This is a genomic window from Phaeobacter sp. NW0010-22 (assembly GCF_040365955.1).
Taxonomy (GTDB): domain Bacteria; phylum Pseudomonadota; class Alphaproteobacteria; order Rhodobacterales; family Rhodobacteraceae; genus OMPR01.
In genome coordinates, this window is record NZ_BAABWT010000013.1 from 32,434 (window position 1) to 53,101 (window position 20,668).

General features: G+C 56.3%; 16 protein-coding genes. 7 read left to right on the plus strand and 9 right to left on the minus strand.

The features are described from left to right. Positions 1-20: 20 nt before the first annotated feature. Complete coding sequence (locus ABWV33_RS21715; protein ID WP_353333758.1) at positions 21-1,352, minus strand: nucleotide sugar dehydrogenase; 1,332 nt, start codon at positions 1,350-1,352, stop codon at positions 21-23. Positions 1,353-1,543: 191 nt separating this feature from the next. On the opposite strand from ABWV33_RS21715, the gene ABWV33_RS21720 reads away from it, so the two are divergent. Then, entirely contained in the window at positions 1,544-3,205 is a 1,662-nt protein-coding gene (locus tag ABWV33_RS21720) for a hypothetical protein (protein WP_353333760.1), read from the plus strand. A gap of 161 nt (positions 3,206-3,366) precedes the next feature. Here the strand turns inward: ABWV33_RS21720 and ABWV33_RS21725 are convergent, their stop codons facing one another. The 4 genes from ABWV33_RS21725 to pseB all read right to left on the minus strand — a co-directional run bounded on the left by ABWV33_RS21725 (position 3,367) and on the right by pseB (position 7,245). Beyond that, positions 3,367-4,161, minus strand: a complete 795-nt coding sequence (locus ABWV33_RS21725) for a class I SAM-dependent methyltransferase (RefSeq protein WP_353333762.1) — start codon at positions 4,159-4,161, stop codon at positions 3,367-3,369. 60 nt (positions 4,162-4,221) lie between these two features. Then, positions 4,222-4,908 (minus strand): pseudaminic acid cytidylyltransferase, encoded by a 687-nt coding sequence (gene pseF / locus ABWV33_RS21730; RefSeq protein WP_113823039.1) that lies wholly within the window; start codon positions 4,906-4,908, stop codon positions 4,222-4,224. 151 nt (positions 4,909-5,059) lie between these two features. Next, positions 5,060-6,238: a UDP-4-amino-4,6-dideoxy-N-acetyl-beta-L-altrosamine transaminase gene (gene pseC / locus ABWV33_RS21735; protein ID WP_353333764.1), complete on the minus strand. Its 1,179-nt coding sequence runs from the start codon at positions 6,236-6,238 to the stop codon at positions 5,060-5,062. Then, positions 6,238-7,245, minus strand: a complete 1,008-nt coding sequence (pseB, locus tag ABWV33_RS21740) for a UDP-N-acetylglucosamine 4,6-dehydratase (inverting) (protein WP_113823037.1) — start codon at positions 7,243-7,245, stop codon at positions 6,238-6,240. The genes pseC and pseB overlap by 1 nt, the downstream gene beginning before the upstream one ends. 340 nt (positions 7,246-7,585) lie before the next feature. On the opposite strand from pseB, the gene ABWV33_RS21745 reads away from it, so the two are divergent. Beyond that, a complete protein-coding gene (locus ABWV33_RS21745) occupies positions 7,586-8,347 on the plus strand; it encodes a glycosyltransferase family 2 protein (RefSeq protein ID WP_353333766.1) in 762 nt (253 codons plus the stop codon). Positions 8,348-8,398: 51 nt separating this feature from the next. After that, positions 8,399-9,190 (plus strand): glycosyltransferase, encoded by a 792-nt coding sequence (locus ABWV33_RS21750; protein ID WP_353333768.1) that lies wholly within the window; start codon positions 8,399-8,401, stop codon positions 9,188-9,190. Here ABWV33_RS21750 and ABWV33_RS21755 read toward each other — a convergent pair. The 4 genes from ABWV33_RS21755 to ABWV33_RS21770 form a co-directional block, all read right to left on the minus strand. After that, positions 9,178-10,050, minus strand: a complete 873-nt coding sequence (locus tag ABWV33_RS21755; protein ID WP_353333770.1) for a class I SAM-dependent methyltransferase — start codon at positions 10,048-10,050, stop codon at positions 9,178-9,180. The genes ABWV33_RS21750 and ABWV33_RS21755 overlap by 13 nt on opposite strands. 50 nt (positions 10,051-10,100) lie before the next feature. Continuing rightward, on the minus strand, positions 10,101-11,372 hold the full coding sequence (gene wecC, locus ABWV33_RS21760; protein ID WP_353333772.1) for a UDP-N-acetyl-D-mannosamine dehydrogenase: 1,272 nt from the start codon (positions 11,370-11,372) through the stop codon (positions 10,101-10,103). An 18-nt stretch (positions 11,373-11,390) separates the two neighbouring features. After that, a complete protein-coding gene (gene wecB, locus ABWV33_RS21765) occupies positions 11,391-12,509 on the minus strand; it encodes a non-hydrolyzing UDP-N-acetylglucosamine 2-epimerase (protein ID WP_353333774.1) in 1,119 nt (372 codons plus the stop codon). Between the two features lie 94 nt (positions 12,510-12,603). After that, positions 12,604-15,393: a glycosyltransferase gene (locus ABWV33_RS21770; RefSeq protein ID WP_353333776.1), complete on the minus strand. Its 2,790-nt coding sequence runs from the start codon at positions 15,391-15,393 to the stop codon at positions 12,604-12,606. 162 nt (positions 15,394-15,555) lie between these two features. Here ABWV33_RS21770 and ABWV33_RS21775 point away from each other — a divergent pair, with 162 nt between their 5' ends. From ABWV33_RS21775 to ABWV33_RS21790, 4 genes are read left to right on the plus strand one after another with little or no spacing between them, the layout of a single operon-like run. Then, positions 15,556-16,059, plus strand: a complete 504-nt coding sequence (locus ABWV33_RS21775; RefSeq protein WP_113823030.1) for a prefoldin domain-containing protein — start codon at positions 15,556-15,558, stop codon at positions 16,057-16,059. Positions 16,060-16,102: 43 nt separating this feature from the next. Beyond that, complete coding sequence (locus tag ABWV33_RS21780) at positions 16,103-17,836, plus strand: glycosyltransferase (protein ID WP_113823029.1); 1,734 nt, start codon at positions 16,103-16,105, stop codon at positions 17,834-17,836. Next, entirely contained in the window at positions 17,833-19,971 is a 2,139-nt protein-coding gene (locus ABWV33_RS21785; protein WP_353333778.1) for a glycosyltransferase family 4 protein, read from the plus strand. Before ABWV33_RS21780 ends, ABWV33_RS21785 begins: the two co-directional genes overlap by 4 nt. 6 nt (positions 19,972-19,977) lie before the next feature. Further along, positions 19,978-20,631, plus strand: coding sequence for a class I SAM-dependent methyltransferase (locus tag ABWV33_RS21790; RefSeq protein WP_353333780.1), 654 nt, complete (start codon positions 19,978-19,980; stop codon positions 20,629-20,631). The last annotated feature ends 37 nt before the right edge of the window (positions 20,632-20,668 follow it).

Genomic DNA, 20,668 nt, shown 5'->3' on the forward strand with positions numbered 1-20,668 from the left:
GGGCCGCGCGGGATGCTGAGTCAGGCCTTGTGCACCCGAGACATATCCGCATCCAGCGTGCGGGCACAGACGTTGCGGGTGTCGATGATGAGCTTGGCGGTTCGGGTCAATGCTGCATAGTCAACGCCATCATGATCGGTGACGATCACGACGGCATCATAGATCGCAAACTGTTCAGGGTTCCACGCCACCGAACGCCGCCCGGTGAGCTCGGGGTATTCGCGGGTGGATGGGATTTCGGCAGCAAGAGGGTCGTGATAAGACACCGATGCGTTGCGTTGTTCCAACAGGGCCATCAACCGCAGAGCCGGGCTTTCGCGGACATCATCCACATTCTTCTTATAGGCTAGGCCCATGATCAGGATGTTGGCTCTACTCAGGGTTCGTGCCTGCTGCTGCTGCAATTGCTGCTCCAGAGCATCGACCACGCGGTTGGGCATATGGGTGTTTATTTCACCGGCGAGTTCGATGAACCGGGTGGTTTGGCCGTATTGGCGCGCCTTCCAGGTCAGGTAGAACGGGTCAATGGGGATGCAGTGCCCACCAAGCCCGGGGCCGGGATAAAACGGCATAAAACCAAAGGGTTTGGTCTTGGCGGCGTCGATCACTTCCCAGACGTCGATGTCCATTGCGCCATAGACTGTCTTAAGCTCGTTGGCCAAGGCGATGTTGACCGATCGAAAGATGTTTTCGGTCAACTTGGTGGCCTCGGCGACGCGGCTTGAAGACACTTCGACCACCTGATCAGAGAAAATGCCATAAAGGGCGGCGACCAAAGTGCGCGCCTGATCATCGTCGGCACCAACAACCTTGGGGATCTGGGCGGTGGCGAACTGCGCATTACCGGGATCTTCGCGTTCGGGGGAATACGCCAGCCAGAACTCTTGCCCCGACTGCAGGCCCGAGGTTTCGAGCAGTGGGCGGACTTCTTCTTCGGTGGTGCCGGGGTAGGTTGTGCTTTCCAACACAACCAATTGGCCGGGACACAGATAGCGGGCGATTTCGGTCGCGGTGGCGGTGACAAAGCTGAGATCGGGTTCCAACGTCTTGGTCAGTGGCGTGGGCACACAGATCAGGATGATATCGACGTCTTTCAGGCGGGACATATCCGACGTAGCAGCCAATCGCCCCGTGGCGGTGGCATCCGTGATCCGTCTGGAAGGGATATGCTTGAGATAGGTCTCCCCTCGGGTTAGCCGCTCGGGTTTGCTGGGATCCAGATCAAAGCCCAATACGCGTGCACCTGCCTCGACAAAAGTCAGGGCCAGAGGCAGGCCGACATAGCCCATTCCGATCACGCCGATCAGGGCGTCCTTAGATTGGAGCTGTGCGTGTAGCTGTTCAAAGGTCATCGGGTTCCCATACTCTTAGTCCAAACGGACCCGCAGTCGCGGCGTTATCCTCCTTTTGGCGGATGCAACCTGCGACCGCAATAGATTGATCTGGTTCGATAGATTGCAAAAGAACGGTTTGCGGCTTGTCGAAAGGGAGGCGCTGCTCTTATCTTGAGTTTGTATACTGAAACTGACTATTTGGAACATTAATGCGATCGCTCTCGAAATACCCAACAAGCCTTTCTGGCCCCTGCCATCATATCCTGCCGTTGGACGGGGAAGCGGACCGTCCGCTCATCGTGTTTTTCGGTGCCAAGGATCTAGATGAGGGTGCGTTCAACTTCTTTCAGGTTGGGCGTGAATTGGAGGCGCATCGGTTCTTTTTTAACAACGGTGAAAACCATTGGTATCAATATGGGATTCCGGGTTTTGGCGATAGTCCAGAGGCTGTGGTTATACAGCTTCTACTTTGGAAAGAAGCGCTCGGGGCTTCGAAAATTTATATGGTGGGGACCTCAATGGGGGGGTACGGAGCGATCCACTACGGCTGTCTATTGAATGCGCGGATTCTAGCGTTTTCTACAGACGCTGTGCTGCAGCGATCCCCGTCACAAAGCCGCCGTTTCTTCACCGGCACTAAACCGGCAACTTGCCCGGATTTGCGGGCGCTGGTGGCGAAGCATAAACCGGACTTGACGCTGGTTGTCGGCGAGCGGGATGTTCCAGATTTGTATTCAGCCTGGGAACTGTGTCGGACAGCGTCTGTACGGGCGATCTCGATGATCGGGGCCGGGCATATCATGCCAAGTTTCCTGTCTCGTCAGGCGCGGCTGGGGCCGATGTTGAGGCAACTGATCAAGGGGCAGAAGATTTCTTATAATATCGGATCTGGCAGTGCTTTGACGGCAGAAGGATATGCGAAGAAAAGCTTTGCAGCTTTGAGGGCGGCTCGGAAAAAAGGGCCGGACTGGAGCGCGGTTGAGCAGCATGCACGTGAGGCTTTGCAGACCTATCCTAACGGTGAAGCGGCGCAGGTTTTGCTGGGGGAAGCATTGTTGCGGCAAGATCGGCATGCAGAGGCGGTTCCGGTCTTGTCTCAGGCTTTGGTGGGGCAGACCGAGGATATCGATACATTATTGTTGCTCAGTCTTGTTCTGCGCCGGACACAAGGGATCGAGCGGGCTAAGGCAATCTGTCACGGTATTCTGGATAAGCGACCAGGATATGCCAAGGCGCTTGTGGCGCTTGCGCTGACCTATGTGGCGGACCAGAACCTAGAGGCGGCTCGGACCTACATCATGAAGGCTGTGCGTATACAGCCGGACAATGCGACATTTCGCAAGCATTTGGAGCGGATTGAAGGGAAGCTGCTAGCGGCAAAGACCGCTGCGAAGCCTGCGGTTAAACCGGCTGCAAAGCCTGCGGTTAAACCGGCTGCGAAGCCTGCGGCGGAACCGGCTGCGAAGCCTGCGGCGGAACCGGCTGCGAAGCCTGCGGTTAAACCGGTTGCGAAGCCTGCGGCGGAACCGGTTGCAAAGCCTGCGGTTAAACCGGCTGCAAAGCCTGCGGCGGAACCGGTTGCGAAGCCTGCGGCGGAACCGGCTGCGAAGCCTGCGGCGGAACCGGCTGCAAAGCTTGCGGCGGAACCGGCTGCGAAGCCTGCGGCGGAACCGGTTGCGAAGCCTGCGGCGGAACCGGCTGCGAAGCCTGAGACGAAACGGGTAACAAAGCCCCGGTCAAGGGCCACAGCAAAGCCGACAACAAAAGCTGCACCAAAACCCCAGACAAGGGCTCGTGCAAAATCGGCTGCAAAAACCCGAGCTAAACCCCGCTCGCGTACAACAACCACAAAAGATCCGGACGGGAGCTAAAGGTCAGAAGATGTGCTCCCAAGGTGAATCCGGGTTTGGAAACGGTTTTAAACTTCTGATCTGGACGGCTGTGTAAGCGGAAAGAGGGCCATATGTGTGGCATATGACTCGAATGGGGCGGACCATCCGGGTTCTTCTAATTCAAGAGGCACGCCGGTTGGTCACCGCCGGAAGCGGGGGAGCAGGTCCATAACACTGCTTTTCTGCGTCCGTTGAAATGCCAGAATACGTGAGGCCAGCGTATGAGGGGCTTTCTTGACATTTTTGATGAACTGCTGGGTATGCATGGTGAATTCCAGCGGGCGCATTTTGTCCATGTAGTAATGCGCGGGGTGAGCCCATCCAGATTCCTGATATCGAACTGAAGTCGGGTGCACCAAAACCTGCATGATCACCCTGGAGCCCTTTTTGTGGGCCAGTTGGTGTAGTCGACTGTAAAAGGTGCGTTCTTCATCCGGGTGGATGTGGCAGGCAACATTATAGGCAAAAATTAGGTCCGGCGCCATTGCGACTGCCGCATCAAAGGCCTCTTCAAATGTGCCGAGCACCGCTTTTTTCTCAGCTAGGAGGTCGCTGTAAGCTTGGCGCCCGTCTTCTATAAGACTTTTGGAAATATCCAACCCAGAAAAGTTCCCGGGGTTTAGGTGGTTGATGAAATGAGATCCAATTCTGAGCGTACCGCAGCCGATTTCACAAACACGTGCGTCTGGTGGTAAGGGATGGCCACCGTTGAGTTCGGTGTAGACCCGAAGCACACTATTATAAGATCCGCGTCCAGAAGTCTTCCAGTCTCCGGTGGACAGGTTTCGACCAAGAGAGGCGTGTTGTCCACCCTCTATGATTTGGGGGACATGGTATTGGTCAAAAAATTCGGAGAATGAACCGCCCGGATTACTTTTTAACCAGCGCTGAAAGCGGGCGTCATGGTTTTTTTTCTTAGTCGTATTTTTTGTCATTGGATGCTGGTCCAAAAAAGATAGAGAAAATTCGCGGTCATTATAAAATTGGCGTCAGGATTAAATTAGCTTAAAAAGAGCTTCTGCAAAAGCCCAGTCCTCTGGCGTGTCAATGTCTTGCGTGCGGGTTCGCGGCATCAGGTGTGGAATGGAATAAGGGCCAAACATGGGGTGTTCGGCCATAAAGGCATCCCGATGCCCCCAATAAAACATGCCTGCATCATGGAAGGTTTCTGCCAAATCCTGACTGCGGGTTTTAGCGTGTTCGGGGAACAGCATTTCAACTCCCCCAGCGCCGGTTTCGACCATGGCGCGCTGCGCCGGATGGGGAAAGGATGCCGCTGCAAAGACAAAACGGGTGGTGTCATGGTCGCTTAGCCGGGCGTGGGCGTTGACCAGATCGTCAGCCTGTACAAAGGCTGCCGTCGCATAGATGCAGCAGGCCTGTGTGACGGAGGTACCGCTGTCGCTTTCGATCGCGCCGATTGCATGGTTGATCACGGCACGGGTTGGGCTGAAATCATCGGCGATATCATCCGGGCGCATGAAGGGCACTTCGGCACCTGCAGCACGGGCCACGTCGGCGATTTCTGCATCGTCTGTTGAAACGATGATCCGATCGAATAGGCCACTGTCCAATGCAGCAGAAATTGGCCAGGCGATCATCGGTTTACCGCCAAAATTGCGGATGTTCTTGCGTGGAATGCGTTTACTGCCCCCACGGGCGGGAATAATGGCGATTTTCATAAACTCTCTAACCCCTGAAGGTTGGACCCCGCAACTGAGCCCGGAACGGGACGTGCGGGGATGGGCCGTCTGTTGACCGCAACCATCATTTGGTCTGCTGCGGTCAACAAGGATGAAGGATGTGACGGCGGCGCGAGCCGACCCCAAAGGATCAGCTCAGGCCTGTTTCTTTGAGTCCGTCGCGGACTGCATTGATGACATGGGCATGGTCCGCATCGGTGAGCTGCGGGTGCAGCGGCAACGAAATGGCCCCGGCATAATAGTGCTCGGCAGCCGGAAACTGACCTTCGCTAAAGCCCAGGTTTTGGTAATAGGGCTGCGTGTGGATCGGAATGTAATGCACATTCACCCCTACGCCATTGGCGCGCAGGTATTCGAACAACTGCCGGCGTTTGACCGGACGATCTGCACCCTGTGCCATAATTTGGACCGGGTAGAGATGCAGTGCTGAACGGTTTTCAGGCTCACGCTTCTGGATCTGGATCGGCATGTCGGCAAAAGCCACATCATAGGCTTCGGCACGCGTATGACGCAGGTCGACGAACTCATCCAAACGAGTCATCTGGCTGGCGCCAAGAGCGGCTTGCATATCGGTCATCCGATAGTTCAGACCCAGTTCGACCTGTTGGTAATACCAAGGGCCGTCCCCTTCGCGGGTCATCAGGTCCGGATTACGGGTGACCCCATGTGACCGCAGCAGATCCATCTGAGTTGCCAGTTCTTCCGACTGGGTTGTCACCACACCACCTTCGGCGGTGGTCACAATCTTGACCGGATGGAACGAGAAGACACAGGCATCGGAATACCGACAATCCCCGACTCGGGCACCATCATAGCCGGCGCCAATCGCGTGAGAGGCGTCTTCGATGATGTGGAAGCCATATTTCTGCGACAAAGCGTGAATGGCTTTCATATCGCTGGACTGGCCACCGAAATGCACCGGCATTACGATATGAGGCAGAGTTCCGGCCTGTTCCGCAGCGGCCAGCGCTTCGGCCAGTTTGTTGGGACACATGCAGAGAGTTTCGGGATCGATGTCGACAAAGTTGACTTCGGCTCCGCAGAGAAGCCCAACATTGGACGAAGCCACAAAGCTGATGGGGGATGTCCACAGGTGTTTGCCGGGCTTAAGACCCAGGCCCAGGCACGCAATGTGCAGGGCCGAAGTCGCGCTGTTGACAGCCAGGGCGTGAGACACGCCACAGGCTGCTTTGATGCTGGTTTCGAATGTAGCGACCGCAGGACCCTGGGTCAGAAAATCCGATTTCAGCACATCAACGACCGAGGAAATATCCTCGGTCGTGATCCACTGGCGACCGTACGGAATCATTACGCGAAACCGGTTTGCTTTAGCAGAGTGACAATTTCTTCTTGGCTCAGGAAGACAGGGTTGGTGCCTGAGTTGTATTCGAAGTCCAGACCGGTTGGCGTACCAGTTTCACCCAGACGTGTCGTGGAGAAGTCCACGTCGAGGTCGGTGAATTTGATGGTCGGGATAATCGAGAAAAATTCGTCGAACTGGTAAGTTTGGTGTGCGTCTTCTTCAGGGCACATAACTTCGTGCAGTTTTTCACCGGGGCGGATGCCGATGACGCGCTGCTCCAGATCGGGTGCCATGGCTTGAGCCAGGTCGGTGATCTTGGTTGACGGAATACGTGGAATGAAGATTTCGCCACCCCACATGCGCTCAAAGGATTTCAGAACGAAATCGACACCTGCATCCAAAGTGATCCAGAAACGGGTCATGCGTTCGTCGGTGATAGGCAGGTGATCAGTGCCTTCTTCGATCAGGCGGTGGAAGAAAGGAATGACCGATCCACGTGACCCAACAACGTTACCGTAACGGACAACACAGAAACGGGTCTGGCGTGAGCCAACAGTGTTGTTTGCGGATACGAACAACTTGTCGGAAACCAGTTTGGTGGCGCCGTAGAGGTTGATCGGTTTGGCCGCTTTGTCAGTGGACAGCGCTACAACTTTTTCAACGTTGTTGGCGATGGCCGCGCGGATTACGTTCTCGGCACCGGTGATGTTGGTGCGGATGCATTCGATCGGGTTGTATTCAGCGGCTGGTACCTGCTTAAGCGCGGCGGCGTGCACGACAAAGTCAACGCCTTCCATTGCTTCCATCATGCGACGCTCGTCGCGAACGTCACCGATGAAATACCGGATGCGGTTCTCGTTAGGGAAGCGCTGCTGCATTTCGAACTGCTTGAGTTCGTCCCGGCTGTAAACGATAACGGCTGAAGGATTATAATCTTCGAGGATGCGGCTGATGAGACGGTTGCCGAATGAACCGGTGCCACCGGTAACCAGGATACGTTTATTGTTTAGCATTTAATAAGTTTCCATGCGATTCTAATCTGAGGGCTTCGATAACACCCAGATAATACAAACCCAAGAGTCCATTTGGTGTTCGCGTAGGTGATTCGACCATCCCCTTTTCGGCAAGAGTCGCTCATTTTGCAAGACTATGCGCGCCATATGTAATGATTTCAGTGCCGTTAGGACCGCCTGATGGGCAGGCTTTCGCAGATGTGTGTGTGACTTGTGTTGTGGCTGGGTTTCATGTCATTGGTGATCAGCAGTTTTCAAACGCTTGATTTTCAGAGACAGAGTGCCACGTGAACGTTCATAGGCAGGACCGGGCCGACAGTAGCGATATTATGAGCCATTGATGAATTCCCTCAAGCCCCCTTTATCATCCCCTCTGGTTTCGATCATTACACCTGCTTTCAATTCCGCAAAGGTTTTGCCGCGGGCGGTTGCCTCTGTTCAGGCTCAGAGCTTTGATGATTGGGAAATGATCGTTGTCGATGACGGCTCTGCGGATGAAACCTTTGCCATAGCTCAGGAATTGGCTGTTCAGGACGCCCGGATCCGTGTTTTTGCGCAACCTCAAAACACCGGTCCAGCTCAAGCGCGTAACCGGGCCATCCAAGCGGCAGGGGGACGGTTCATCGCTTTTTTGGATGCTGATGATGCCTGGTTACCTGAAAAGTTGGAGCGCCAGTTGGCCTTCATGCAGGAAAAACGGGCTGGCTTGAGCTATACAGGGTTTTGGCGGGTATCCGGCGGGCGACGGCATCAGGTTCAAGTGCCACTCTCTGTCACGCGACAACAGTTGCTGCAGGGAAATGTCATTGGCTGTCTGACCGCGATTTATGATCGCGAGGTGTATGGCACGGTTGAAGTGCCGGATTTGAAGATGCGACAGGATTATGCGCTCTGGTTGGATCTGTTGGCCCGATCCGGTCCAGCTTATGGGCTGGATCAACCGCTGGCCGAATATTTTCGCGAGCCGGGATCCCTGTCGGCCAATCGGTTTCGGGCGTTGGTGGCGACTTGGCGGTTGTACCGTGACCATGCTGGGCTGTCGCGTCCAGTGGCCACTTGGTGCTTGAGCAATCATCTGATGAAGCGCCTGCTGCGGGGGTAAGGCCGTGGCGGGACCAGGAACAAGAATGATGGCAAACAGGAAGCTGTGTTTATGATGGATGAACAGCCTTCATGCGGGGCATCGGTTACGGTGGCAGTTTCGACGTTGGGTCATCGGGTCTCGTCTTTGTCCCTGCCTGCGCCTGTGGCAGGGATTAACTACCTTGTTCTGGTGCAGAACCCGGTGTCGGAGGCGTTGATGCCTTCGATGCGGGATGATGTGCGGGTCGAAGCGATTGAAACCATGGGTTTGTCTAACAGCCGCAACGCGGCCCTTGCTTTGGCTGAGGGGCCTTTCGTGCTGTTTTCAGATGATGATCTGGATTTGGACCCCAAGGGTATCCTCGCGTTACGAACTGCGCTGGAGCAGGCTCCGGATCTGACGTGGGCAGCTGGGTGGCGGCAGGAACGCTTGCCCCGGCGCGGGGTGCGGTCCAGAATTCATCGGTTGGGATGGTTCAACTCTGGACGGATCTGCGCGCCGGAATTGATGGTGCGCAACCATGACGTGACACGGGCGGGTGTTTGGTTCGATCCGAATTTTGGGGTGGGTGCGCGCTATCCGCTCGGCGAAGAGTACGCCTTTGTTACCGATATGCTGAAGGCTGGACTAAAGGGGAGATCCTTTCCCACAGTGACCGGATCTCATCCTCATGCCAGCACCGGAGAGAATTGGAGCGACCCGGATCTGCTGGCGGCACGCCAAATGCTGTTAACGCGGGTGTTTGGTCTGTGGGCGCCGTTGTTGCGGATGGTATACGCCTTGCGTCACCGCCACCGCTTGGGCAGTTTTGGGGCTGCCGTGCGGTTTGCGATGGGTCAACCGCAAAATTATTTTCGGTAAAACAGACTGAGCCTTGAAGTGCTGTTTTCCTTGTCAAAAATCATGCGCTGTTTCAATGCACGTTTACAGAGTGCGCCACGGATGCATTCAGGATGCGTGCGCTCGTTTGGATAATGCCACCGGATCATCAACCAGTCTGCGACTGATGTAATGAGCTCTAACTCCCGCTGTACAAAAGCGGTTTCCGCACCGGCGATGTCGACACAAATCGCAATCCGGTTACCCAAATCATAACTGTGAAGAATGTCGCGGAGTGACACGCCGGGCACGGTCAGCTTTTGCCCGCCAACACCCCTAAGGATGAAGCGGTTATCAATGCCGCCGTTGGTGATCAGCTCGTTCCGGGGGCTGGGCATGAAAAAGTCGACAGAAGGTTTGTAACAGAGCGCTGCATTCAGGATTTTGTAGCTGCAGTTGTTCAGATCCCGGTTGCGTTCGCTAATCCGGCAGGCATAGGGGTTCCCTTCGACAGATATATGGGCTTCTGGGGTCTTCATGCGTTGGTTTTGAATGCAATCAATTATGCCCATGCCGCCGCCAAAATTGATAAAAGGGACATCTGGTGGCGGCGGCGACAATGTGGTGATCTGGTTGATGGCTTGCACTGAGTAGCGGTTGTTTTCGATCTGGTCGCGCGTGACCGCAGATACCGAAGAGATATCAAATCGCAGCCCCGCTTCTCGAGGTACCAGATTTGATATCTCATTCAACTCCCATCGCAGTGGCGATGCTGTGTCAGAGGAAAACTCGAAGCCCTGGATATTATGAGGGGATGTCAGTTGGTTTAAAAATCTTTCTCTTAGGCGAGTAAGCACAGAGAAACCTTTCAAAAATTGGGATTTATGATGCGGATTAATCAATGAATTTCGCACATTACCTACAGGTCGAGCTTGCTTTAATCAAGCACGCTTCAGGTCAGCTGTGACCGCAAGCCGACGACATCAATCACCCGCGTATGTTCCGGGATTTGTGCGCCGATCTCGGCAAAAGCGCTGTGTTTGACCAAAAGGCAGATCACGTCGGCGGTTTCCAGAGCTCTGTTCAGGTCTACAAGATGGACTGGCAGATCCTGTAACTCGGGGGGTGGGGTTCGAATATGTGGTTCGACGGCAAGAACCTGACATCCTAACTGGCCAAAGGCTCGGGTGATTTCCAGGGCTGGACTTTTGCGTAGGTCATCAATGTCAGGTTTGAAAGTGAGGCCGAGACAGGCGACAGTGATATCAGACATGGCGCGTGTAGGATCCGCGCTTAACACCTCAAGAATGGCCGACTTCCCTTTATCCACGACCCAGGTCGGTTTGGCGTCATTGCCTTCGCGGGCGGTACGGATCAGGCGAGCATCTTCTGGGGCGGAAGCAACGATGAACCAGGGATCTACGGCAATACAATGGCCACCAACCCCGGCACCGGGTTGCAGGATGTTAACGCGGGGGTGGCGGTTGGCCAATGCGATTAGCTCCCAAACGTTAATGTCGAACCGGTCACAAATCACCGACAGTTCATTGGCAAAGGCGATTTGTACGTCGCGCGAGCTGTTTTCTACCAACTTACACATCTCGGCGGTTTCCGCATCGGTCGCGATACAGTCGCCCTGCACCACCAACTTGTAAAGTGCGGTGGCCATTTCCGAGGCGCGCGTGCTCATGCCTCCGATAATGCGGTCATTTTCGATCAGTTCGCGCACGACATGGCCGGGTAGAACCCGCTCGGGGCAATGGGCGATCTGCACATCAGCAGCGTCACCAGCGGTTTGGGGAAAGCTCAGATCAGGACGGGCGTCGGCCAACCACTCGGCCATCTGGCGGGTTGCCCCAATCGGTGAGGTGCTTTCAAGGATGACCAGATTGCCCGCGCTGAGGACCGGTGCAATCAGCGTGATCGCCGAGCGGATATAACTCAGGTCTGGTTCATAGTTTTCCTTGAACGGGGTTGGGACTGCGATGATGAACGCATCCGCCGGTTCAGGAACCAAGGTGGCGTGCAGCGTGCCGTCGTTGACGGCTTTGTGTACAATCCCGTCAAGTTCGGGTTCGACGATGTGGATCTGACCTGCATTGATTGTGTCCACGACATAGGGTGAGACATCAACTCCGATGACGCGATTGCCATAGGCGGCAAAGATGGCAGCAGTCGGGAGGCCGATATAGCCCAGCCCGATCATGGAAATACGTTCAAACATAAGAAAGGATGTTTCTGCTCAGTTGTGAGATGTCAATGCGGCGATAATGCGTTCTGCGGCATTGCCGTCCCCATAGGGGTTTTGAGCCTCGGCCATGGCGGCATGGGCTGCCGGGTTAGTCAACAGGCGATGGGCTTGAGTGTAAATCCGGTCTGAGTCGGTGCCGACCAACTGTACGGTACCTGCCTTTAGCGCCTCGGGGCGTTCGGTGGTGTCGCGCATGACCAGAACTGGCTTACCTAATGAGGGAGCCTCTTCCTGGATGCCGCCGGAATCGGTGATGATCAGATGGGCTTGGCTCATCAGCCAGACAAAGGGCAGATAATCCTGAGGGGCAATCAGGTGCACAGACTTCGCGGACCCCAGAATGCGGTTTACGGGTCTTTGTACGTTGGGATTGAGATGTACGGGATAGATGATCTGAACCGGGATCTGATCGCTAATCCGACGGAGTGCGGTGCAGATGTTTTCAAACCCCTGTCCGAAATTTTCGCGACGATGCCCGGTGACCAGAACCATTTTGCGGGATGGGTCCCGAAACGGAAACTGCGCTTGCATTTGTGCGGCCAGTTCAGGGTCGCTCTTAAAACGGGCGGTCACATCTTGCAGGGCGTCAATTACAGTGTTGCCCGTGACGTGGATGGCGCTGTCGGGGATGTTTTCAGCCAGCAGGTTCTGGCGGGCGTTTTGCGTCGGAGCAAAATGCAGATCGGCCAGCTTCCCGACTATCATCCGGTTCATTTCTTCGGGCCACGGGGCGTGGATATTGCCGGTGCGCAACCCGGCTTCGACATGGGCTACCGGGACCCCTGCGTAAAAAGCGGCAAGGCTGGCGGCCATGGCCGTGGTGGTGTCGCCATGCACTAGTACCCGATCATAGGCGCCTTGTTCGAACACGGGTCGCAGGGCCTGCAGGATTGCGGTGGTCAGGTCAGTCAGATCTTGCCCGGGTTGCATCAGGTCAAGATCCACATCAGGGCGTATGTCAAACAGGCCAAGTACCTGATCCAGCATCTGCCGATGCTGCGCAGTGACGCAGACATGGATCTCTAGACCGGGTGTTCGCCGCAGACGGGACACAACAGGAGCCATCTTAATGGCTTCGGGTCGGGTTCCGAAAACGACGAGAATTTTCACGACGGAGACTCTTCTTGACTGGTATGGCGCGGCCCTGAATTACTGGTTTCAAAGGCAATTGCAACCGACAAGTGCATCAAGCTGGCGCAAGGTTTCATGATCCTGATAGCGGGAACAGAAGGTGATCCTGGACGGTGCTTGCTCGGGCGCGCAGGGCGGAGCCGCGGGCACGGGCAGCGCGGGACATGTGATGCAGTTGGGCAGGGTTGGACAGCATATGTTGCAGCGCCTGTGCCACGGCAACGGGATCATCTGCAGGCACGACCACCCCGGCACCGCTGTCGCTGATCAACAGCGGCGGAGTGCCGCGATCATAGCAGATCACGGGGCGCCCGGCGCTGAGCGCTTCAAGAACTGTGCGTCCGAAACTCTCGGCGAAATGGGATAGGCTGAGCACCACGTCGGCCTCGGTCAAGGCAGTAACAGGATCGGGGCGATACCCGATATGTTGAACATTCGGCGGCAAAGACCCCAATGCAGTCAGCTCGGGGGTGCTGGGGCCGATCAGCAGGAATTGTGCCAGCGATGGGGGGCAAGCCCGAGCCACGTTCAGGATATCCGTGATACCCTTCTTGGCAGTCAGACTGCCAATTAAAGCAACGCGAGGGGGATTTGCCGGGGCAAAAGGGATATCCGCGAGGGCAGGGTCGGCAGTGTTGTGCAGAATTGTCACCCGATCGGGTGACAGATCCAGCCAGTCTGCTACCGCTTGAGAGTTGGCAATAAAGCGATCTGCCAAGCTCAGAAAATAGAGGCGCAACGCTTCGGCAGTCAGGCCAAGATCCTGGCAGAGTGGCAGATCTTCGGCGGGCAATTCGCGCACATGCACCACCGTGGGTATGCCAAGTGCACGTGCTGCGCGTAGGGGCGCATCCAGCACCAGCGTATTTTGGTGAACTGCGACTGCACCGCTGTCCTGGATCAGCGCTTGCAGCCGGGATTGGGTCTCGGGATGAGGGGCAACACCGCCAAACAGCCAGCCAAAGGGCAGTACGTGAATCTTGTGTGCCCGCTGACGCAGCGCTGCAAGATAGGGAGCATTGTCTATGTTGGGCAGCACCACCGAAGGGGTGACACCGACTGCAATGGCACGATCAAGTGTATCCAGCAGGCTGCGTTCGGCCCCAAAGATCTGCGCCTTCGCTTGATGGCCAAAGAACAGCATGTGGCGTCCCGATGGTGGGGGGGGCAAGTCACCTTCAAATAGAGGCAGAGGTGCGTGTCCTGCAGCTTGCCCGATGTGTATGTAATGGCTGAGCGCGGGTCCGTCTGCGAGTCTCAATCCTTGCGCCATGCGATATCCGCTGGTGCTGAAATGCGGCCCGGGGTCACGGCCCTCGGCGTCCCCACTCCTTTGATAATGGCTCCATCCGTCGACATTGCGGGCGCGCAGATCCGGGTAGGTCTGCATATACCAGTGATCGTCAAAAAGTGCCGGAGGTTCATCCGATGTGGCCGAAGGATCGTTCAATGTCAGTTCGGGTGGGGCTGGAAAGGGGCGTTGTGTAGGGTATTGGGGCAGGGGCAATGCGTTATCGTTCTGCATACGCTGATGCCAGCGCCGACTGGCCATTCGATAGCTATAGCGGGGTCCGTAGTGTTGGCTGTCCAACCCCGTCTCGGCCGTTTGGGTGAGCGAGTCCGCGCGCACGCGCCCGAACGAGAGCGGTGTGCCCGGCGCCACCTCGATGATCGATTGAGGGCCATGAACCGCCTGAATGCGGTCGTAGTATTCGGTATCGGCCCCAGCACGCGTGCGATCCCAAAAGCCTAATGTGTCCCGTAACTCGGCTCGGATCATCAACGAGGAGACATTGCGATGTATAAGCCCGGTTTCGCCCCACCAGCGGGTAAAGCGCAGGTCCGGTGTCGTGCGCACCCAATGCGAGACACTGGCCATGCGGGCAGGCGCGCGCATCAAGGCCCGGGTTTGACGGGCGATACGAGCGGGATGGGCCCAGTCATCGGCATCCAAGAGCGTTATGAATGCACCGCGTGCGGTTGCCAGTCCGATGTTGCGGGCCGGATAAGCTCCGGGTTCAGCGGCACCATCTAAGAGACGGATGCGGGGATCTTCGGCGGCATGCTGGCGGGCGCGTGCGGCAGTTGCATCTGTTGATCCATTATCCACCACCAAAATTTCGAGTGCGCGCCAGCTTTGCCTGCGCAGACTATGGAGTGCAGTGTCGATGGTGTCCGCGGCATTGCGAGCGGGCAAGATGACGCTAACCAATGGGCCTGTGCGACGGGTTAGCAATGGTCCGCGGGATTGTAGTCGGTCAAAGGTTGCTTGGGGCCCGCTGTCTGGCGAAACCTGAACACCGTTTAGGCCAGCCCTGTGGTAGAGCCGTGCCAGATGCCGCTGCCAGGCGGATCCATGTCCGCTGCGTGCGGCTTGAATATTGGCTGCGGCGAGACGCAGGTCGGACGAGAGCCCAAAAAGGCGCCGCGCCTGCCGCCAGATCTCGTGAGCTCGGCTTAGATCGCCAGTCATGAGCGCCGCTTCGATTGCAAGCAGGGGGGGATCAGGCAGGCAAAAACCGGCGATCAACTCACTTTCGATATCCAGATTGCATAGATGTTTATCCGCAGCGACCCAATCTCCTTGGCGGGCGCTGGCGCGGGCACAGGCCAGCAGTGCCCAGACGCGTTCGGGCCCCTGTCCCCGAGCCGCAAGGGCGGTGAGTGCTTCGATACCGTGCTCCAACATGCCCCAGCGCAGATCGCGTTCCCGCCAGACCGCAGTCATTGCACAGGGCAGGCGCCCTTCAGTGCGGCCGTGGCGCAGAAAATGGCGCAGTGGATTTATGCCTGTGGCGGCGACATCGGGATAGTTGCGCAGATACCATTCGGGGTCGAAGAAAGCGGGGTGGCATCTGGCCATTTTGGTTGGCTCCACTGGGGGATAAGGGGCATTTCTGCGATCGCCAGCGCGGGCATGTCCTAAGACAGTCACACTTTACAAGACCTGAAATCAAGGCCATTTAGCCTGCGACCCTTTCAGGCCAAATACCCTGACCTAAGAACGAGTGGACGAGACAGAGACATGGCAGCTGCAGAGCAACAATCAGGCATCAAGAAAGAGCTTCCCGATGCACTGGCCGAGTTGCAGAGCAAAGTTGAGACCCTGTATTTGTCACAACAGACTCTAGAGCGGCAGGTTCAGGCCCTGAAGGCTACTCATCCGGTCGTCTGTCGCCGCCCTGTCCAACCGGTGTTCCCGATGCGCATTCTGTTGCGATTTCATAAGGGCCTGCGTGAACGATATCAGGTGGCTGTGTTGCGCGATTGTGGCCTGTTGGATTCAGTTTGGTATCTGCGAAACTATCCGGATGTGCGCAAGGCAGGGACGGATCCGGTGCTGCATTTCTTGCGGTTCGGGGCCGCGGAGCGGCGCGATCCAGGACCGTATTTTGACACTACGCATTACCTGCATCTTTATCCGGACATTATGCAAAGTGGGCTCAATCCGCTGTGGCATTATCTGACGTCTGGGTGGCGGGAAAAGCGCTCGATCCGGCCTGAAATACCTCATGAGGACTTGCGATGATCTTGCGCCTGCTGCCGACCTATAAAGTGAGAGGGCGGCCCTGATGTCCGAGCTGCTGAATGCGACCTGGCGCTTGCCGCACCGCCTCGCCTATGTGGTCAGCCACAGTTATCCTTATTCCAGCAACGGCTATGCAGTACGCACCCACGAGGTGGCGCGCGCATTGACGCAACAAGGCCATGATGTACTGGTCATCAATCGGCCTGGGCGTCCTTGGGATATTTCAGGAGTTTCCCCGCATTTGGCGGTCCCTGCTGAGCAGCGGATCGACGGGGTGCGCTATATCTTTCTGCCTGTGGATACCAAACCTCATGCGGGAGTGCGGGCGCAGATCCGCGGTGCAGAGAGGGCGCTGTTCGAAGCCTTTCAGGTTTTTCGGCCCGGTGCGGTCATGGCGGCCTCTAACTGGGAGACTGCCGAGCCGGCTCAGAATGCTGCGCGACGTTGGGGCGCGCCCTTCTTTTATGAGCAACGCGGATTCTGGGAAATGTCCCGGATTACCTGGGAGCCGGAGTATGAGCGTAGCGCAGCCTATCAGCGCGAGCGCGACAATGAAGTGCGCATCGCGCGCGATGCGCAGGCCGTGTTTACTCTGAACATGGCAATGCGGAAGGAAATGATAGATAGGGGCATTCCGGCTGAAAGGATCCATTTGGTGCCAAATGGGGTCTCCGTGCCGGGCCGGATTGCCCCTGATATTACACGCCAGAGTTTGGGTTGTACCACCCGCTACCTGCTGGCCTATATTGGCACGCTGAGTGTTTATGAAGGCTGCGAAGACCTGGTGCAGTTGTTGACGCGACTTCGGCGGAACGGAGTCGACGTGGCGCTGATGATTGTGGGGTCCAGTGCGCCCAAGGGTATGGTTGATACGCCGCAGGTTACGGACCAAGATCCAGATCTGGAAATGCAGCTGCGCGCGCAGGCCGAGGCGTCAGGCGTGGCCGAGCATCTCCATTTTGTGCCCCGGGTGCCGCACGCTCGGATCGGTGCTTATTATGCGATGTCCGATGCCATTGTTATGCCCCGGAGGCGACGGGCGGTGACTGAATTGGTGGCGCCGATCAAACCTTATACTGCGGCCAGCTATGGCGTGCCGGTCTTTATGACGGACATGGCACCGCTGGATGAGATCGCACAGGATATTCATGCCAAGTTGTTCCCCGAAGGGGATATTGAAGCGATGGCTGAGATGCTGGGTCAAGCATTGAAAAGCGGAGCCCAGGTGACTTCGATCAAGCCGCTGGATGCTTCGGTGTTTTGGCCCCAGCGCGTTCAACCGATACTCCGACAGTTAGAGTTGGCAGCGCGGATGGCCCCATCTTTGCCTACAGTTCGCTCAGCCGTTAGTGCGCCAGCGGTTGCACGTCCTTTTGATACATGGAAGCTGCCACGGGTGGCATTGCAGACGCAGCTGGACACTGGTGTGGTGGCTGCAATTGGTCCGTGCAGGCATTTGCCCCGCGCCCGGCTGACTCGCTTGACCCGGGTCAATATCCTGTCCGAGCTTGCGATGGGAGAGGGCGGGCGATTTGTCATCGATTGGTGCGGGCTGCAAGAGGACCCTGGTGAATGGGCTGGATTGTGGTCAATCGATAACATGCGCCTGAACCGACAGATCATGGAAGCCTGCCGTGTCGCCGTGGACCGGGGCTGGCAAATACAAGTCACTGGCCCGGTACGCCGCGCCAAGGCTCCTTTGTTTCGTACGGTAAGCGCCTTGTTCGAAGAAATTATACCTGAGAGCGCATGCGCCTATCAGGAGGCGGCGCAATGAAAATCGCAGTTTTAGCAGAACAGAACCTCAACCTGATTGATGGCTCTACAATTTGGCTGTTGAACGCTTGTAAGTTGTTGGCGTTGCAATCAGATTTTGAAATTGATCTGCTGTTGGCCCACCGGTTGGAGGTGCGCACTCTGGCCAATGAGTTGCCCGATACGATCCGTGTGCATGATGCCGTGGCGCTGCAGGCCTCTGATGGATTAGATGGCCCTCTGACGCCCGATACGCTGCCGCGCTTGCTGGCCGCCTGGGAAGAGGAGCATGGGCGCTATGATCGTATTTTTGTACGCGGTACCGGGTTCCTGACCCGCTTGCTGGACGAGCCGCTGTTTTGCGACCGGATCGTCGCCTATGCCCCCAGTGTGATCCCGGATGTAACCCTCCCTGAGCCGCAGTGGGTGCAGCTGGGTCGACAGTTGCGCACGCCGGTGGTGGTGCAGAGCGAGATCGCCAAGCGCGCATTGGAGTCGTTGTCAGACTATCCGGCCTATGTGGTGCATGTGGTGCCGCCCATCGTCTTTCCTACACCGTCACAGCCCCGGATTGAGACGGACAGTGTTACCTTGTGTTATTCTGGAAAGATCGAGTTGCAGTATGGGTTGGATTGGCTGATTGCCCTGTGTGACGAGATCTCAGATGCCCCTGATCTGGCCGTTAGCATGATCGCAGGCAAAGATACGCATCGCGCGGCCAACCCAGCGTTTTTTGCCGATATGGACCGGTTCCGCGAGGGGGTGGCACAGGGGGCCTACCCTAGGGTATCGCTGGCTAGAAATCTGGCACATTCGGAAACCAAAATTCGGATGGGGCAGGGGGATTTCGCCTTTTGCCTGCGCCATGACCGGTATGATGATGTCATCGAAATTTCGACCAAGATCGTTGAGTTCTGTAGCTTGGGCGTACCCCCCATTTTAAACAACAATATGCTGAATCGATCCCTGTTTGGTGCCAGCTACCCATATCTGGTGGATGTTTCAGCCGGGGACATCCCGGCCCGACTGCAAGAGATTATGCGCAGCCGTCACAGCCCGGCCTATCAGGCCGCCAAAGAGCGTTGCACCCGGATTGCGGCGCAGTTCTCGGCTGAGGCGCTATCGGTTCGTCTGGGACGGGCTTTGCGGGGACACGACAAGACAAGCCCGGCCCTAGCGGCAACGCCGCGCCATATTCTGATCGCCACGCATGAACGTAAGTTCCTGCACCAGATTACGGACCGTTTGCGCGGTGAACCTGAGGTGACGGTATCTTGGGAAGCTTGGGAGAGCACGATTAAACCGCGCGTGCAGCCCTATGTGTCCGATGAGGTCGACACCGTGTTTTGCGAATGGTGTTGTGAAAATGCTGTCTGGCACAGCCGCAACAAACGTCCCGATACCCGACTGATCGTGCGCTTGCACCGCTTTGAAGCCTTTCGCGATTTCCCTGAGCGAGTTGATTGGGCCCAGGTCGATGCGCTGATCGTGGTGTCTGATCATTTTCGGGATTTGATGATATCTCGTTTCGGGGTTGATCCCAGCAAAATTCACGTGCTGCCCCAGTTCATCAACTGGCACGAGTTGCAGCGTGACAAGTTGCCTGAGGCTCAGTTCACGCTTGGGTTGGTTGGCATCAACCCATTTGAGCATAAGCGCTTTGACCGCGCGATTGACTTCTTTGCGGCCCTACGGGCGCGCGATGATCGTTTTCGATTGGCGGTGCGCAGTGTCATGCCTTGGGAGATCGATTGGGTTTGGGATCGACAGGACGAAACCCGGGCTTTGTTCGAGGCTCAATTTGCGCGGATATTTTCGGATCCAGACCTCTCCGCGACCATCCGATTCGATTCTGGTGGCCCGGATATGGAAGAGTGGTATCGCGGGATCGGTACGATCCTGTCGAGCTCGGATACCGAAGGGTGCCATACTTCGGTGCTTGAGGGCATGGCGGCGGGATGTCTGCCGGTGGTTTATGACTGGCCCGGGGCGCAGTCGTTGTTTGCACCACATGTGTATTCGGATATGGCCGAAGCGATCCCTGAAGTGATTTCCTTTGCCGAGTGTGAAGATATTGCGTCGGCACGCACGGCTTTTTCTACCAAAGTTCAAAAGCATGATGTGGAAAAGTTCATTCAATATTTTATGGGGTTATGAGGGCAGATGGTCGAAAATTCACAGATCACCTATGAACAGGTTGAGCAGAAACGGCGTGAATTTGCGGCCGCTTTGCGCCAATTCACCCAGGAAAAAGGGCAATACCACCAACGCGCTAGCGAATTGCCTGCTGCCAAGTTGGAAGGGGCTGAAATCCTACCTAACCGGTTTGCATTGCTTGATAAAATCGCCCCTGGTGGGGTGATCGGAGAGATTGGTGTGGATCGCGGAGATTTCTCACTTGAGTTGCTGGAACGTTGCAAACCCAGCCAATTGCATTTGTTTGATATCGACATTTCACGGCTTGTGAATCCTCGGATTCAAGCCGAGCTGGCTTCGAATGAGGGCCGGGTCAAAACGCATATAGGGGACAGTTCGACCAACATGCGCAAGATGCCCGATTCCTACTTTGATGTGGTTTATGTGGATGGGGACCATCGCTACGAAGGCGTGGTCAAGGATATCGAAGCGGCACTGCCTAAGATCAAACCGGAAGGGGTGCTGGTTTTCAATGATTACACCGTTTGGTCGGCGGTTAGCATGTACCATTGCGGGGTGGCCAAGGCGGTGCATGAGCTATGTCTCGCCCAGCCGTGGAAATTCCGCTATCTTGCTTTGCAGTCAATGATGTACAATGATGTGATGCTAGTTCGCGAATAAATACGAAGTGGTATCACGACAGGGGTGTGGGAGCTTT

What these genes read in the sequence shown, in the direction of transcription:
- ABWV33_RS21715 (WP_353333758.1), bottom strand. Translation starts at nt 1,352, where the DNA reads ATGACCTTTGAACAGCTACACGCACAGCTCCAATCTAAGGACGCCCTG.
- ABWV33_RS21720 (WP_353333760.1), top strand. Translation starts at nt 1,544, where the DNA reads ATGCGATCGCTCTCGAAATACCCAACAAGCCTTTCTGGCCCCTGCCAT.
- ABWV33_RS21725 (WP_353333762.1), bottom strand. Translation starts at nt 4,161, where the DNA reads ATGACAAAAAATACGACTAAGAAAAAAAACCATGACGCCCGCTTTCAG.
- pseF (WP_113823039.1), bottom strand. Translation starts at nt 4,908, where the DNA reads ATGAAAATCGCCATTATTCCCGCCCGTGGGGGCAGTAAACGCATTCCA.
- pseC (WP_353333764.1), bottom strand. Translation starts at nt 6,238, where the DNA reads ATGATTCCGTACGGTCGCCAGTGGATCACGACCGAGGATATTTCCTCG.
- pseB (WP_113823037.1), bottom strand. Translation starts at nt 7,245, where the DNA reads ATGCTAAACAATAAACGTATCCTGGTTACCGGTGGCACCGGTTCATTC.
- ABWV33_RS21745 (WP_353333766.1), top strand. Translation starts at nt 7,586, where the DNA reads ATGAATTCCCTCAAGCCCCCTTTATCATCCCCTCTGGTTTCGATCATT.
- ABWV33_RS21750 (WP_353333768.1), top strand. Translation starts at nt 8,399, where the DNA reads ATGATGGATGAACAGCCTTCATGCGGGGCATCGGTTACGGTGGCAGTT.
- wecC (WP_353333772.1), bottom strand. Translation starts at nt 11,372, where the DNA reads ATGTTTGAACGTATTTCCATGATCGGGCTGGGCTATATCGGCCTCCCG.
- ABWV33_RS21770 (WP_353333776.1), bottom strand. Translation starts at nt 15,393, where the DNA reads ATGGCCAGATGCCACCCCGCTTTCTTCGACCCCGAATGGTATCTGCGC.
- ABWV33_RS21775 (WP_113823030.1), top strand. Translation starts at nt 15,556, where the DNA reads ATGGCAGCTGCAGAGCAACAATCAGGCATCAAGAAAGAGCTTCCCGAT.
- ABWV33_RS21780 (WP_113823029.1), top strand. Translation starts at nt 16,103, where the DNA reads ATGTCCGAGCTGCTGAATGCGACCTGGCGCTTGCCGCACCGCCTCGCC.
- ABWV33_RS21785 (WP_353333778.1), top strand. Translation starts at nt 17,833, where the DNA reads ATGAAAATCGCAGTTTTAGCAGAACAGAACCTCAACCTGATTGATGGC.
- ABWV33_RS21790 (WP_353333780.1), top strand. Translation starts at nt 19,978, where the DNA reads ATGGTCGAAAATTCACAGATCACCTATGAACAGGTTGAGCAGAAACGG.